The sequence below is a fragment of the Geobacillus lituanicus genome (assembly GCF_050994965.1).
Lineage (GTDB): Bacteria > Bacillota > Bacilli > Bacillales > Anoxybacillaceae > Geobacillus > Geobacillus stearothermophilus.
Window position 1 is genome coordinate 1,804,715 of the sequence record NZ_CP194773.1, and the last position, 13,760, is coordinate 1,818,474.

At 54.0% G+C, this 13,760-nt stretch carries 16 protein-coding genes and 2 pseudogenes; 11 read left to right on the forward strand and 7 right to left on the reverse strand.

Annotation, left to right across the window (positions count from 1 at the left end):
- Positions 1 to 26 precede the first annotated feature (26 nt).
- From ACR1UW_RS09020 to thiE, 5 genes are all read left to right on the forward strand, one after another.
- Positions 27 to 1,700, forward strand: a complete 1,674-nt coding sequence (locus ACR1UW_RS09020) for a DUF6044 family protein (protein ID WP_498932987.1) — start codon at positions 27 to 29, stop codon at positions 1,698 to 1,700.
- 1 nt (position 1,701) lies between these two features.
- Entirely contained in the window at positions 1,702 to 2,724 is a 1,023-nt protein-coding gene (locus tag ACR1UW_RS09025; RefSeq protein WP_033009283.1) for a glycosyltransferase family 2 protein, read from the forward strand.
- A gap of 169 nt (positions 2,725 to 2,893) precedes the next feature.
- The gene (gene thiM, locus ACR1UW_RS09030) at positions 2,894 to 3,703 is read left to right on the forward strand and encodes a hydroxyethylthiazole kinase (protein ID WP_033009279.1); all 810 of its coding nucleotides are present in this window, start codon (positions 2,894 to 2,896) and stop codon (positions 3,701 to 3,703) included.
- Positions 3,704 to 3,720: 17 nt separating this feature from the next.
- Positions 3,721 to 4,521, forward strand: a complete 801-nt coding sequence (gene thiD / locus ACR1UW_RS09035) for a bifunctional hydroxymethylpyrimidine kinase/phosphomethylpyrimidine kinase (protein ID WP_033009277.1) — start codon at positions 3,721 to 3,723, stop codon at positions 4,519 to 4,521.
- 5 nt (positions 4,522 to 4,526) lie between these two features.
- The gene (thiE, locus tag ACR1UW_RS09040) at positions 4,527 to 5,195 is read left to right on the forward strand and encodes a thiamine phosphate synthase (protein WP_498932990.1); all 669 of its coding nucleotides are present in this window, start codon (positions 4,527 to 4,529) and stop codon (positions 5,193 to 5,195) included.
- A 56-nt stretch (positions 5,196 to 5,251) separates the two neighbouring features.
- Here thiE and ACR1UW_RS09045 read toward each other — a convergent pair whose 3' ends face one another.
- A complete protein-coding gene (locus tag ACR1UW_RS09045) occupies positions 5,252 to 6,247 on the reverse strand; it encodes an acyltransferase family protein (protein WP_033009273.1) in 996 nt (331 codons plus the stop codon).
- 125 nt (positions 6,248 to 6,372) lie between these two features.
- On the opposite strand from ACR1UW_RS09045, the gene ACR1UW_RS09050 reads away from it, so the two are divergent.
- The 4 genes from ACR1UW_RS09050 to ACR1UW_RS09065 all read left to right on the forward strand — a co-directional run bounded on the left by ACR1UW_RS09050 (position 6,373) and on the right by ACR1UW_RS09065 (position 7,725).
- Complete coding sequence (locus ACR1UW_RS09050) at positions 6,373 to 6,534, forward strand: hypothetical protein (protein ID WP_232722148.1); 162 nt, start codon at positions 6,373 to 6,375, stop codon at positions 6,532 to 6,534.
- A 3-nt stretch (positions 6,535 to 6,537) separates the two neighbouring features.
- Positions 6,538 to 6,717: an H-type small acid-soluble spore protein gene (locus tag ACR1UW_RS09055; protein WP_033009267.1), complete on the forward strand. Its 180-nt coding sequence runs from the start codon at positions 6,538 to 6,540 to the stop codon at positions 6,715 to 6,717.
- Positions 6,718 to 6,825: 108 nt separating this feature from the next.
- Positions 6,826 to 6,996, forward strand: coding sequence for a twin-arginine translocase TatA/TatE family subunit (locus ACR1UW_RS09060; RefSeq protein ID WP_020959661.1), 171 nt, complete (start codon positions 6,826 to 6,828; stop codon positions 6,994 to 6,996).
- A gap of 153 nt (positions 6,997 to 7,149) precedes the next feature.
- A complete protein-coding gene (locus ACR1UW_RS09065) occupies positions 7,150 to 7,725 on the forward strand; it encodes a YitT family protein (RefSeq protein WP_033009266.1) in 576 nt (191 codons plus the stop codon).
- Positions 7,726 to 7,902: 177 nt separating this feature from the next.
- Here ACR1UW_RS09065 and ACR1UW_RS09070 read toward each other — a convergent pair whose 3' ends face one another.
- The 4 genes and pseudogenes from ACR1UW_RS09070 to ACR1UW_RS09085 all read right to left on the reverse strand — a co-directional run bounded on the left by ACR1UW_RS09070 (position 7,903) and on the right by ACR1UW_RS09085 (position 10,725).
- Positions 7,903 to 9,264, reverse strand: a complete 1,362-nt coding sequence (locus ACR1UW_RS09070) for a S8 family peptidase (RefSeq protein ID WP_498932993.1) — start codon at positions 9,262 to 9,264, stop codon at positions 7,903 to 7,905.
- 93 nt (positions 9,265 to 9,357) lie between these two features.
- Positions 9,358 to 9,495, reverse strand: a pseudogene (locus ACR1UW_RS09075) (spore coat protein); the annotation flags it as partial.
- A 115-nt stretch (positions 9,496 to 9,610) separates the two neighbouring features.
- Positions 9,611 to 10,531, reverse strand: a pseudogene (locus ACR1UW_RS09080) (RNA-guided endonuclease InsQ/TnpB family protein); the annotation flags it as partial.
- Positions 10,510 to 10,725, reverse strand: a complete 216-nt coding sequence (locus ACR1UW_RS09085; RefSeq protein ID WP_498932995.1) for a spore coat protein — start codon at positions 10,723 to 10,725, stop codon at positions 10,510 to 10,512. The pseudogene ACR1UW_RS09080 and the gene ACR1UW_RS09085, both read right to left, overlap by 22 nt.
- 219 nt (positions 10,726 to 10,944) lie before the next feature.
- Here ACR1UW_RS09085 and ACR1UW_RS09090 point away from each other — a divergent pair, with 219 nt between their 5' ends.
- Complete coding sequence (locus tag ACR1UW_RS09090; protein ID WP_015374705.1) at positions 10,945 to 11,085, forward strand: hypothetical protein; 141 nt, start codon at positions 10,945 to 10,947, stop codon at positions 11,083 to 11,085.
- Positions 11,086 to 11,104: 19 nt separating this feature from the next.
- On the opposite strand, the gene ACR1UW_RS09095 is transcribed toward ACR1UW_RS09090, so the two are convergent.
- A complete protein-coding gene (locus tag ACR1UW_RS09095; RefSeq protein ID WP_237420243.1) occupies positions 11,105 to 11,458 on the reverse strand; it encodes a hypothetical protein in 354 nt (117 codons plus the stop codon).
- 46 nt (positions 11,459 to 11,504) lie between these two features.
- Positions 11,505 to 12,608, reverse strand: coding sequence for a histidine kinase N-terminal domain-containing protein (locus tag ACR1UW_RS09100; protein WP_498932997.1), 1,104 nt, complete (start codon positions 12,606 to 12,608; stop codon positions 11,505 to 11,507).
- 196 nt (positions 12,609 to 12,804) lie between these two features.
- Here ACR1UW_RS09100 and cysK point away from each other — a divergent pair, with 196 nt between their 5' ends.
- The gene (cysK, locus tag ACR1UW_RS09105) at positions 12,805 to 13,728 is read left to right on the forward strand and encodes a cysteine synthase A (RefSeq protein ID WP_033009303.1); all 924 of its coding nucleotides are present in this window, start codon (positions 12,805 to 12,807) and stop codon (positions 13,726 to 13,728) included.
- Positions 13,729 to 13,760: the final 32 nt, after the last annotated feature.

Below are 13,760 nucleotides of genomic sequence, written 5' to 3' on the forward strand. Positions count from 1 at the left end.
GGGCGAAAGGAGGGAGAGAGGCGCTGGTGACAGAAAAACGACTTCTGTTCTTCTCACTGCTGGCCATCGCCTTATATGTGTCGCCGTACTTTGTGCTCGGTGAAGATGCGCATATGCGCGTCCATGACAATTTGGATTCCAACATTGCCTGGTATAAAGTGCTCACCCGAAGCGGCGAACTGTTTGGACCGGTTGACGGCATCATCCCGCAAATCATTAACGGATTGCCGCGCAACGCGTTCGGGACGGAGTTCAGCGGCATCGTCTGGCTTCACGCTTTGTTTCCGTCCATTTACGCCTATGGGCTCAGCCAAGCCATCACCCGCGTGTTCGCGTTTGTCGGCATGTATCTTTTGCTGAAAAAGCATGTGCTGCCGGCCGGACGCTGGGGATGGATCCGCATCGGCGCTTCGTTAACGTTCGCGCTGACGCCGTTTTGGCCGTCGGGGATGTTGAGCACGCTCGGCATGCCGCTTGCGCTTTGGGCGTTTTTAAACATTCGGGGCGGGGAGCGTTCATGGGTGAATTGGGCGGTGTTGACGCTCTTGCCGCTTTACTCGAGCTTTGTGCTTGGCTTTTTCTTTTTCCTAAGCGCGCTTGGGATTTGGTGGCTCATTGATGTCATCCGCGGCAAGGGTTGGAATTGGCGGTTTTTGGCGGCCATCGTCTATATGACGGTGCTCTATTTGGCGGTCGACTACCGGCTTGTCCATTCGCTCTTGTTTTCCGATGAACCGACAAGCCGAGACGAATATTTCCACGCCCGCCTGCCGCTTTGGCGGGTGATCCGTCTGACGTTCAAAAACTATGTGCTCGGCCATACTCATGTGATGACGGTGCACGGGTTCGTCATTTTGCCGGTGACGCTCATCGCCTTGTACTTCGTGTGGAAGCGGAAGCGCTGGCGGCAGGAAATGCCGTTTCTTGTGCTGCACGTATTGAACTTCGCGTTGTCGACATGGTATGCATTTTGGTTTTACAAAGGATGGCTGCCGCTCACGGAACGGTTTGATTTGCTCGATAAGTTCAATTTCGCCCGCTACCATTTTTTGCGGCCAATGGTGATTTACGTCTTGTTTGCACTGGCGCTGAAAATTTTTTGGCAGGAAGGCCGAAGGTGGCGGGCGGTCGGTGCGGCGGCCATTGTCTTGCAGCTTGTCGTGCTTGCTTTATGCAATGAGGAAATCGTCTACCGCGACAAGCCGTCGTTTCGCGAATTTTACGCCGAGAAGCAATTTGCCGCCATCCGCGAGTATATCGGCCGTCCCGTCCATACATACCGCGTCGCCAGCATCGGCATCCACCCGGCGATCGCCCAGTACAACGGTTTTTACACGCTTGATACGTACAACAACTTTTACCCGTTGGAATACAAACACCGGTTCCGTCGCATTATCGCCAAGGAGCTGGAAAAAAACAAAAAGCTGCGCGAGTATTTTGACGAATGGGGCGGGCGCTGCTACCTTTTTGTCGACGAACTCGGCAAACATTATATGTTCAAGAAAACGTCGAAGCGGACGATCCGCCATCTTGAATTGAACACAAAAGCGTTTTACGCCATGGGCGGGCGTTATATTTTCTCGGCGTTGCCGATTGAAAACGCAAGCGACAACGCGTTGCATCTTGAGCGTGTGTTTCGCTCGGACGAATCTGCTTGGACGATTTACTTATACAAGGTCGCATGGAAAGGGGGAACGTGAGATGTCCGAACCGGTAGTAGCCATCGTCGTGCCGTGTTACAACGAAGAAGAGGTGCTCCCAGAGACGATCCGCCGCTTGCAGGCGCTGCGCGGCGAACTTGTTGAGGAAAAAATGATTTCGCCCAAAAGTGCGCTCTTGTTCGTGGATGACGGAAGCCATGACGATACATGGAAAATCATTTACAAGGCGAGCTTGCGCCATCCGGAAGTGAAAGGGCTGAAACTGGCGCGCAACGCTGGGCATCAAAACGCGTTGCTGGCCGGTCTGTTTGCGGCAAAAACACACGCCGACTGCTTGATTTCGATCGATGCCGATTTGCAAGATGATTTGTCGGCCATTCGCGAATTTGTGCAAAAGTTTCGCGAAGGGTATGACATCGTTTACGGCGTGCGCCGGCGTCGCGATACGGATACGTGGTTTAAACGCCATACCGCCCAAGGATTTTATCGGTTAATGAAGATGTTTGGCGTTGATCTCGTGTATAACCATGCCGACTACCGTCTGATGAGCCGGCGCGCGGTCGAGGCGCTCGAACAGTTCGGGGAAGTGAACTTGTTTTTGCGCGGCATCGTTCCGCTTCTAGGTTTTCGCTCGGCGGCCGTCTATTACGACCGGAAAGAACGGCTGGCCGGAAAAACAAAATACCCGTTAAAAAAAATGATCGCTTTTGCGCTCGACGGGGTCACATCGTTTAGCGTCACCCCGATTCGCTTTATTTCGCTCATCGGCTTTCTCTCGTTTGTCGTCAGCCTCATCTTCGGCGCCTATTTTCTCTTTTTAAAGTGGGCTGGGCATACCGAGACGGGATGGACGTCGCTCATTACCTCGATTTGGCTGCTAGGGGGGCTGCAGCTCATCGCCCTTGGGCTGATCGGGGAATACGTTGGAAAAATTTATAAGGAAACGAAACGGCGGCCGCGCTACATCGTCGATTTGGATTTATGGAACTGGCCACTGCCGCAGCGGCTGTCGCCATCGGCTTCGTCCGAGGAGGCGGAAGCGGCGAAGCGGCTGCGGCCATAAGGAAACGGCAGGCGTGCACAAGCGCGCCGTTTTTCTTTGTCTTGCAATTCTAAAAAAGAAAGAGTAGACTGATGGATGGGAATGATATGGCGGATTTTCGGGGGATGCAGAGAAGGCGGTCTTTCGCCGGCTGGCAAAGGCTGTTTGTCGAGAAAGGGGAGGATAAGCGATGGCCGATTGGCGTGAATGGGCGGAACTGCGCGAGCGGGTGAGAGAGGCCAATCCGCTCGTCCACAATATGACGAATGTCGTCGTGACGAATTTTACGGCGAACGGATTGCTGGCGCTTGGCGCTTCGCCGGTGATGGCGTATGCGAAAGAGGAAGTGGCAGAGATGGCGAAGCTTGCCGGCGCGCTCGTATTGAACATCGGGACGCTGAACGCTGAGGAAGTAGAGGCGATGTTGATCGCCGGACGGGCGGCGAACGAAGCCGGTGTGCCGGTGGTGTTCGACCCGGTCGGAGCCGGGGCCACGCGCTATCGAACGGAGACGGCGCGCCGCATCGCCGAACAGGTGGAGCTTGCAGCGGTCCGCGGCAATGCGGCGGAAATCGCCAATATGATCGGCGAGACGTGGGCGATTAAAGGCGTCGACGCCGGGGAAGGAAGCGGCGATGCCGCGGCTTTGGCGAAGCGGGCGGCGGCCAAGCTTGGCACCGTTGTGATCATCACCGGAAAGGACGATGTCGTCACGGACGGAAATACGACGTATTTGGTTCACAACGGCCACCCGCTGTTGACGAAAGTGACCGGGACGGGCTGTTTGTTGACGTCGGTGATTGGGGCGTTTGCCGCTGTTGAGCGTGATATGGTGAAGGCAGCGGTGGCGGCGCTCGCCTATTATGGCGTCGCGGCGGAGCGGGCGGCTGCAGAAGCTGGGGAGCGCAGTCCGGGCCGTTTTCAGTCGTTGTTTCTAGACGCGTTGGCGCACACAAGCGCCGATGATGTGAAGCGTGACGGACAGGTCGAACAACGGTAAAAGGAGAGGGGAGCCACATGGTATTCAAAGCGTTGACGATTGCTGGTTCGGACAGCGGCGGCGGCGCCGGCATTCAAGCGGATCTCAAAACGTTTCAAGAGCTTGGTGTGTTTGGCATGTCAGCGATCACAGCGGTGACGGCGCAAAATACGCTTGGCGTGCAAGGCGTCTTTCCGCTGTCGGCGGAGGCGGTCGCCGCCCAGATCGAATCGGTGGCCGCTGATTTAGGCGCCGATGCGGTGAAAACCGGCATGCTTTTTAGCGCCGATATCATCCGCACGGTGGCTGAACAGGTGAAAAAACACGGCTGGGAGCGGCTTGTCGTCGATCCGGTGATGATCGCGAAAGGCGGCGCCCCGTTGCTGCAAGAAGAGGCGGTGGCGGCGCTGAAAGAAGAACTGTTGCCGCTGGCGCTTGTCATTACGCCGAACATTCCGGAAGCGGAAGCGCTGACCGGCACGGCCATCCGCACGATGGATGACCGCCGCGAAGCGGCGCGCCGTCTGCACCGGATGGGCGCCCGCTACGTCGTGATTAAAGGCGGCCATGATGACGACGGCGAGGAAACGGTCGATTTGCTGTATAATGGAGACGGATTTTCGTATTTTAAAAGCAAGCGGATCGACACGCGCCATACGCACGGGACCGGTTGTACGTTCGCGGCGGCGATTGCAGCTGAACTGGCGAAAGGGCGCCACCCCGCTGATGCTGTGGCAACGGCGAAGGCGTTTGTACAATCGGCGATTGCCCATCCGCTCGGCATCGGCCAAGGCCACGGGCCGACGAACCATTGGGCGTATCGGCAATATGGGGAGTGAGACGGGTGGCGCGCATCACAAGCGAAGAAATGAAAGAGCGGTTGGCGGTGTACTTTATTATGGGAACCCCAAACAGTGAGAAGCCGGCGGAGAAGGTGCTCGAGGAAGCGCTTGACGGCGGCGTGACGCTGTTTCAATTTCGCGAAAAAGGACCGGGCGCTTTCAAAGGAGAAGACAAAGCGGCGCTCGCCCAAAGATTGCAGCGTCTTTGCCGCACTTATGGCGTGCCGTTTATCGTCAACGATGACGTCGAGCTGGCTATGGCCATCGATGCCGACGGTGTCCACGTCGGCCAAGATGATGAAGACGCGCGGCGCGTGCGGGAGAAAATCGGTGATAAAATTTTAGGCGTTTCCGCCCACAACGTCGAAGAAGCGATGGCGGCGATGGCGGCAGGGGCTGATTACATCGGCGTCGGCCCGATTTATCCAACCCGCTCAAAGGATGATGCGAACGAAGCGCAAGGCCCCGATATTCTTCGCCGCCTCCGCGAAGCGGGGATTACGATTCCGATTGTCGCCATCGGCGGCATTACGGCTGACAATGCAAGAGAGGTGATGGAGGCCGGAGCGGACGGGGTGTCGGTCATCAGCGCCATCGCGTCATCTCCGTCGCCTAAAGCCGCCGCTTCTCGTTTATTGGAGGCGGTGCGGGCTGCCCGTGTGAAACGGTGACCATCAAACAGACAAGACAAAAGGGTGTCCTGTTCGCAGGACACCCTTTTTGCGTCTTATGAAGCCGTCTGCCGCCACCTCGGCCACCGCCATTCAAGCAGCGGCCGCACGAGCCGGACGACCGGCCGGCTGCCGAGAACGAGCATAACGGCGACCGACAGCGCGAGCAGAAGCGGATAGCCGTGCACATCCATAATAAAATCCGTAAACGGCGTTTCGTGCAAATATTTTAAAATAAACCCGTGCAAGATATAGATGTAAAACGTGCGCGCCCCAAGCACGGAAAACGAGAAGCGCCGGCTCGGGATGAGCGACAGAAAGCCAAACATCATGAGCAGGCTCGCCCCATAAATGGCAAGGCGGCTCGCAATGCCGGCTGATTCCGAGACGCCGAGCGTATCGTACGATTTCGAGCCGTACAGCCAATCTTGCGGCAAATCCGGAAACCCGAAATGGATGACGAAAAACATGCCAACAAGCACGAATAGCGAAACGAGGCGCACTGGGGCGGCAAACAGGCGCTCGATCGCCGACTTTTGAAAGAAAAATCCAAGCAAAAAGAACGGGAAAAACGTGAGCGTTCTTGACAAGCTCAGCCATTTTTCCGCTTCCATCATCCCGCCGGCCAAGCCGAGAAGAAGCGCCATCGGCAGCGCGATCCGCTTCGGCAGCCGGCCGAACCATAACAGCAGCACGTTCCAGCTGAACAGGCTGAGCAAAAACCATAGGCTCCAATGCGGGGTCAACAAGTCAAGTTCCAACGACTGTTTGTCGTACAGGAAGAAGTAGTAGACCGAGTACAGCAGCTGGAACAGAACGTACGGAATGAGCAGCTTTTTCGTAATTTTTTGCAAGTAGCCGTGTTCATAGAACTTTTTGGCGAAATAGCCGGAAATGAAAATGAACGCCGGCATATGGAAAAAGAAAATCCACGTATACAAGCTGTGCACCCATAAGACGCCGTCAATGTACGGGCGCAGAAAGTGGCCAAACACGACAAGGAGCATCAACGCACACTTCGCGTTGTCAAAATAATAGTCCCGCTCCTTCACAGTGTTTCCTCCTTTCTAACACATCAATTCGAATCATACTTCTTCTTTTTGGGGGAGTCAACCGCAGAAACATGCCGGAAAGCGGCTGTCCATGCAACAGTTTGACAAAGAAAGGTGATGATTGGGTGAAAAACGACCGCCGCGAAACGGACGATATGACGCAGTTATTGCAAATCATCAACGCCAAAGGGGACGAAGGGGAATTGAACGCCATCGTCTGCAACGATGAATTGTTTTGGAAAAGCTTGCGGGCGCAGGCGGAAGACAGTGCAAAAGGAGGCGAATAAGAAATGGAGTTGCTGCGGGCGAAACGGATCGCCGAGGCCGGGGAGATCGTCCCGGTGACGTATGAAGGAAAACGGGTGATCATTCAGCACGTCGATGAAGGGCGGGAAATGGCGCGCATTTATTTTGCAGATGAGCCGGAACGCGAGCAAGACGTACCGGTGCGCCTGCTTGAAGAGATGTAGGCGCCGGGCAAGTTGTCGTTGTTTTGTCAAGAGAAAGCCGATGACACTCCTTATTCGAATCTGATATAATAACGAAAGAAATGACGCTTGAACATTGGAGTGAGCAATATGAACATCGGGTTTGGAGAAATTGCGCTCATCGTCTTTTTCGCATTGCTCATTTTCGGGCCGAAAAAGCTGCCGGAGTTAGGGCAAGCGGCTGGAAAAACGCTGCGTGAATTCAAAAACGCGACAAAGGGCATCATTGACGACGACGAGGCGACAAAAGCGCAAAAATAAGAGGTTGGGCGAGAGCCTAGCCTCTTATTTTTTGCTTTGTCGTCCATTGTTCTCTCGCCGCAAAAAAAAGACAAGCTCTGCTGACAAGCGCCATATACATATACGGAGGTGCGTTCGTTCGTTGCAATCAGCCGGTGGCGGAGGGGAGTCATGATGATCAAAAAAATGGCGGCGGTGATCGTCGGCAGCCTGTTGCTTGGCGTTGGCATCAACGTCTTTTTCGTCCCTCACCATTTGCTTGATGGGGGAATGATCGGGCTCGGATTGATCGCCAAATATGTCTGGAACGTGCAAGCCGGATTGACGATGATCGTCTTGAGCGTTCCGCTTTACGTGGCGGCTTGGTTTTACTACCGCCCGTTTTTTTACAACAGTTTGCACGGTCTTTTGTTTTCCTCTTGGATGATTGACGTATTGTCGGTGTTGCGCGGCGTGGTGGCGCTCGATCCATTGTGGAGTGCCATGATCGGCGGAATCTTGGTTGGTGCAGGCATCGGGTTGATGCTGCGTGAGGAGACAAGCACGGGCGGCACCGACTTGCTCGCCCAGTTTATCGCGCGGCTGACGAACTGGAACGTTGGGGTCGTTATTTTTGTGATTGATGCGTGCATCATTTCAGCTGGAAGCTTGATCATCGACTCCGTGCCGTTTGTCCACTCGCTTGTCGTTGTCACGGTTGTCGGGGCGGTGACAACGATGTTGACGCACGAAAAAACGATGGGGGTGTAATCCAGTCCCCACCGTTTTTTCATGGCCATTCCCCGACTGTCCGCTGTCATGATCAAGACGGAAAGGGAGGCGGTTATGGAACTTGAGCGTTCGAGCCTGCAACGCTTCGTTGAGATGGCGTCATTCCGTTGCAACGGGCGGCATGCAGGCTGTTCCAGATGGAAGGCGGGCGCTTGTTCACGGTTTCGCCAGCTCGAGGGCACGATAGACGTTGATAAGTCCGTAGCCATAATACGGATCTTTTCCTCTCTCGCCTAAGTCATCAGCGCTTTCCAAAATAATGCTGCGCACTTCATCATTCGAAAGCCGCGGGTTGACGGAGCGGATCAAAGCGGCGAGTGCGGTGACGTGCGGCGCGGCCATCGACGTGCCGGAAAGGACGGCGTACCGGTGGTCGGCAAACGTGCTGGCAATGTTCGTCCCGGGCGCCACCACATCGATGTACTCGCCATAATTGGAATACAAAGCGTAGGATAGATCCGGGTCGACGGCCCCGACGCTGATCACTTCCGGATACGCGGCCGGAAAGCTCGGCTGTGATGTGCTGTCATTGCCGGAGGCGGCGACAAGGACGACATCATGGGCGTCGGCGTAGCGGATCGCCTCTTCAAGCACCGAGGATGGTTGGTAGTTGCCAAGGCTTAAATTGATGACCTTTGCCCCGTGGTCGACCGCCCAGCGGATGCCTTTCGCCACGTCGATGCTCGTTCCATAGCCGTCCGCATTTAATGCTTTGACGGCCATGATCGGGTTGAACCATGTTATGCCGGCGACTCCTTCGTCGTTGTTCGGCTGTGAGGCGATAATGCCAGCGACATGGGTGCCATGGCCATTTTCGTCATTCGGAGAGCGGTCGTCGGCCAATACGTTGTATCCGGGACCAAGGCGGCGGATTAAATCGGGATGGGTCAAATCGACCCCGCTGTCAATGATGGCGACAGGCACGGTTTGTTTGCCGCGCGACAACGTCCAGCCGGCTTCGGTATGAATGGCCGGCAAATTCCATTGGTAGCGGGCGTAAAACGAATCGTTCGGGATCAGCGCCGGCTTGTTCCACTCATTTTGCATGTAAATGTAGTGCGGTTCGCAATAATCAACCATCGGAAGGGATCGGAAATAGCGGCGCATCTCTTCGTACGTTTGCCCGCGCGAACGGAATACAAACACGTGGTCGACCTGCTTGATGAGCTGGCCGGCGATGGCTGCCTCCATTTGTTGAAGACGGCTTTCCGATGGCAATGCCCGAAAGCGGACGACGATCTCATTGGCGAAATAATGGCTTTGGTCACCGCGGCGATTATGGAGGATTTCCCGAATGCGCGGGTGCTTGTTCAACTGCTGTTTCAGCTGTTCGCCTGCGCTTAAGCTGTCTAAGGCGACAACGGTTGGATGGGTGGGTGCGACCTCGGCGTCAAACGGCTTCAGCCGTGGTGGAGCCGGGGCGTTTTCTTCTAGAGCCGGTCGCCCCAAGGCGGCTGCGGCAACGAGTAGAGCAACAACCGCGCTGGTCGCGGCCCATATTCGGTATCGGCGTTTCACGCTGTTCACCTCCTTGTTGTTAGGATGGGCGAATGGAGGGCAAATCATGAAAAATGGGATTCCCCTTGCAGCGGGCGAATCCCATTTGTGCGTTCAGCGGCCGGCTGATTGCAACACTTGCTGCGCCGTTTGCATATCGACGCGCAGCTGCTCTTGGACGTTGGTCGGATGATAGTATCCTTTGTTGATCATGTATTGGCTAATTTGCTCGTGAAACGCAATCGCGTCATGTGACATACTCCCACCACCTACGCTTCGCTTAGAGGTGGGGGCTTCTCGGGTAATCCCATCTCATGATGGGAAGTTGACCGAGCGATCCCCGTGTGCCCCACGGTTCGAGGACAAATTAGACGATCGCCAATCGTTTCATGCCCTCATGTTTGATATTGATGGCCGCATTGACGTCCCTGTCGCTCTCGAATCCACATTCACAGCGGAATGTCCGTTCAGAAAGCGATAGAGACTCCTTGACTCGACCGCAGCACGAACACGTTTTGGACGAGGGGAACCATTTGTCGATTTTGATCAGCTTCTTCCCCTGTTCGGCCAGCTTGTACTGAAGGAAAGTGGTGAACATGCCCCAGCCGTTGTCATGAACGCCTTGACCGAAATGGAGGGCTTGTGACATCCCTTTCATGTTGAGGTCTTCGATGACCACGCAATCATACCGTTTCGCTAATTTGTGCGACTCCTTATGCAGAAAGTCCTTGCGCTGGTTGGCAATTTTCTCATGCAGCTTCGCTACTTTCAGACGCTGTTTGTGCCAACGATTCGAGCCTTTCTTTTTACGAGACAATTTACGCTGTTCTTTCGCTAATGTTTCCAATGCTTTGCGATAGAATCGAGGATAATTGGCTCTCTTACCCTCGCTATCGACATACAGCGTACTCATGGAAAAGTCAAGCCCAACAACCGTTTGTACTTCTTTTAGGGCAGGTTGATGTTCGTACTCTGTGAGAATAGAAATATAGTATTTTCCTGTTTTGGTTTTCGTGATCGTACAAGACTTGATGATATGGTGGGCAGGAATCTCCCGGTGTTGCTTGAACTTGATCCATTTCAGTTTGGGCAGCTTGATATAGCCATCTGAAAGCTTGATGTTGCCATTTACCATATTTGTGGTGTACGACTGTTTCGCCTTGCGGTTTTTGAACTTGGGAAATCCAGCGCGGCCAGAAAAGAAGTGTTGAAATGCTTTCTGCAAATTCAATTGGGCGTTTGCCAGCGCAAGGCTGTCCACTTCTTTTAGCCAAGGAAACTCCCACTTTCACTTCGTTTAGAAGTGGGAGACTTCTTTCGGAAAGATGTTAAATGTTGCTTCAGCGTATTGCGCACTTCCGGGGTTGTTGCTTCGGCAATGGCCATTGCGCACGCTTTGATCGCACTTTTCGCCCCAATGAGATAGTCGGCGGCGATCATTTGATCATTGAATACGCCGGTCGGCGTCATCGTTGCCTGCATCGTTGTCCCTCCTCCGTTCGTTACGATAATAAGTTTTGCAAGTCGCGGATGTGCTGCTCTGTTTTTTGCATGTCTTGTTGAATGAGCGATTTCAGCTGCGGGTCGCTCGCCATTAGACTATTTGTTGTCGCACACGTCGTGCTGATCGCTTTTGGGGATGTTTTCCTTGCAATGACGTTCCTCGGATTGTCCACACTAACGGACAAGGAGGGACAATCGATGAACGAAACGTGTTTCTATTGCCAATGCGAGTGCGACGACAACGTGCATTACGTCTCGTTCCATGCGAACGATGAAGAACGCGAGGAAGCGCTTTGTCCGGAATGTTACCAAGAATGGCTGCAGGGCATGAAAGGCTAAAAAAACCGCACCGGTTCGGTTACGGTGCGTTTTTTTCCGCGAGCGGAGGGGTGGTGACGACATCGGACAAGTCGCTCTCTTCGTCATAAGAACGATACACGGCTGCTTTGGTCCGCGGAGCGTGAAGCGACAACGATAAAATGCGCTCGTTCCCGTTGTGGGCGACTTTTGTTTCCATCCTCAGCGCCGCATCCGCCAGTGTCAGCGAGTAAAAGCGGTACGTCAAACCGAGCCAAGTGCGCTCGGACCGGACGGTGTCCGGATGATGGCGGATCAGCTCCGCCAGCTCGGCAAACGAATGGTTTTCCCGCTGAAGCCATTCGCGAATGGCGGCTGCCGTCTGTTCCAGCAAATGTTTCCATGACGGTGTCATCGACATCATCCTTTTTTACATCCAGCATGCCCATTTTCGCCCTTTGTTATGCGGGCAGGCGGATGGAAAACGTCGTCATGTCTTCATCGGATGAACAGCGGATATCTCCGCCATGGTCTTCAATCACTTTTTTGCAAATGTACAACCCGATGCCGGTTCCGAGTTTTTTCGTCGTAAAAAACGGCTCGAAAATCGTTTCCACAATGTCGGCCGGAATGGGCGGACCGTTGTTGGCGATTTCGATGATGGTGCTTCCGTCTTGGCAACGGGCGGCGATGTTGATCCGCCGCGGTTTTTCCCTCTCTTTCAACGCTTCGATCGAGTTGAGCAAAATATTTACCAGCACATGGCGCAGCTGATCTTTATAGGCAAATATATGCATGGATTCATCGATCGCCACCGAAAGGTCGACATCGCTGTCGACGATCGAGGCGTATAAAAACTCGATAATTTCCTCCAACAGCTGGCAAAGCGAAAACGTTTCCTTTTCGCTTTCAACAATTTCTTTGCGTGAGGCATGCAAAAATTGCGAAATGCGAAATTTCAGCTGCTGCAACTCATGGTCGATAATGTCTAAATAAGGAAGATGCGGATACTCAAACTTCAATAATTGAATAAAACCAATAATAGCCGTAAGCGGATTGCGAAACTCATGGACAAAACTCGATGACATTTGTCCGAGCAGCGTCAGCCGGTCTTGATGCGATCTGGCAATGAGCGCATTTTTCTCATGCAGCTCCTTTTCTTTTAACTCATTGTATTTGGTGACCGCATGAAACAAAAACTGGTCAAACAACTCGTTTATATGGTCAATGAGCGGGGCGAGCTCATCGACGGGCAGCGGTGCGGCCAACGCATGGTTGATGATCAGGCGCCGTCCCAAGTTTACGTTGTAAACAAGGGCGCCGATGCCGGTGTTCATCTCCGCCCGTTCTTTGGCGATTTTGTTCGCCAGCCGTTCAACCATCTCGTCGGGCCACGACTGCAGCAGCGCCTCTTTGACCAAGGTGAACACCGCCAAGCCGTTTTGTTCGACACAGTCGATATATTTGTCATCGTCGGCAATTTTCATTTGCTGCAGCCAATAGGCGAGGAAGTCCGGCAAATGGGTTTCCAAATGGGTGACAAGCTGCTGTGCGGCAGATGCCAACAAAGCCACCTCGCTTTCTGTCGTTTATTATTTTTATTATAATTGGGAACATCGAACTAGAACAGAGGGAAAATGGCTGCATATCCGAGAAAACTAGTTTCCTTCCGCGAAAAAGGCGGGTGGTTTGAACAAAAACGGAAAAACCATTTATAATGAATGGGACGAACAAATATTTTGCAAAAGGTTGGGGACGATCGTGAAATTGTATGACTCGATTTTAGATTTGATCGGTGGCACGCCGATCGTGAAGCTCAACCGTCTCCCGGATCGGGAGGGAGCGGACGTATATATAAAACTCGAATCGTTCAACCCAGGCGGCAGCGTCAAAGATCGGCCGGCTTGGGAAATGATCCGCCGGGCAGAGGCGGAAGGGAAAATTACGCCTGGAAAAAGCACGATCATCGAACCGACGTCCGGCAACACCGGCATCGGGTTGGCCATGGTGTGCGCCGCCCGCGGGTATCGCTGCATCATCACGATGCCCGACAATGCGACGGTGGAGCGGGTGAAAATTTTAAAGGCGTACGGAGCCGAAGTTTATTTGACGCCGGCGGAGAAGCGGATGCAAGGGGCAATTGATGAAGCGAACCGGCTGGCTGGCGAAATCCCTGACAGCTTCATTCCGATGCAGTTTGAAAATTCGGCCAATCCGGATGCGCATCGCCATACAACGGCGGTGGAAATTTACGAGGCGTTTGATGGGCGGCTCGATGCGTTCGTGCTCACCGCCGGCACCGGCGGGACGGTGACGGGAACAGGGGAGGAACTGAAAAAGCGCATCCCAAATTTGCGCATTTACGTCGTTGAACCGTACGGTTCGCCGGTGTTGTCGGGCGGGAAGCCGGGGCCTCACAAAATTCCCGGCACGGGTCCGGGGTTTATCCCGAAAATTTTAAACCGCTCGATTTACGATGACATTTTTTTGATCAAAGATGAGGATGCCCAGCAAATGGCGCGCCAACTGGCGGCCAAGGAAGGCATTTTGGTCGGCGCCTCAGCGGCGGCGAGCGCTTATTACGCCATCAAAGTGGCAAAACAGCTCCCGAAAGGCGCCCGCGTCCTTTGCATGGCGCCCGATTCCGGCGAGCGGTATTTGTCATCCGATTTATTCGCCGATTAAGCGGACGTCGATCGACGAAAAAAGCGAGGATT

Bases quoted from the DNA above. Each gene is read 5' to 3' on its own strand.
- ACR1UW_RS09025 (WP_033009283.1), top strand. From the start codon at position 1,702: ATGTCCGAACCGGTAGTAGCCATCGTCGTGCCGTGTTACAACGAAGAA.
- thiM (WP_033009279.1), top strand. From the start codon at position 2,894: ATGGCCGATTGGCGTGAATGGGCGGAACTGCGCGAGCGGGTGAGAGAG.
- thiD (WP_033009277.1), top strand. From the start codon at position 3,721: ATGGTATTCAAAGCGTTGACGATTGCTGGTTCGGACAGCGGCGGCGGC.
- ACR1UW_RS09055 (WP_033009267.1), top strand. From the start codon at position 6,538: ATGGAGTTGCTGCGGGCGAAACGGATCGCCGAGGCCGGGGAGATCGTC.
- ACR1UW_RS09060 (WP_020959661.1), top strand. From the start codon at position 6,826: ATGAACATCGGGTTTGGAGAAATTGCGCTCATCGTCTTTTTCGCATTG.
- ACR1UW_RS09065 (WP_033009266.1), top strand. From the start codon at position 7,150: ATGATCAAAAAAATGGCGGCGGTGATCGTCGGCAGCCTGTTGCTTGGC.
- ACR1UW_RS09085 (WP_498932995.1), bottom strand. From the start codon at position 10,725: ATGCAGGCAACGATGACGCCGACCGGCGTATTCAATGATCAAATGATC.
- ACR1UW_RS09090 (WP_015374705.1), top strand. From the start codon at position 10,945: ATGAACGAAACGTGTTTCTATTGCCAATGCGAGTGCGACGACAACGTG.
- ACR1UW_RS09095 (WP_237420243.1), bottom strand. From the start codon at position 11,458: ATGACACCGTCATGGAAACATTTGCTGGAACAGACGGCAGCCGCCATT.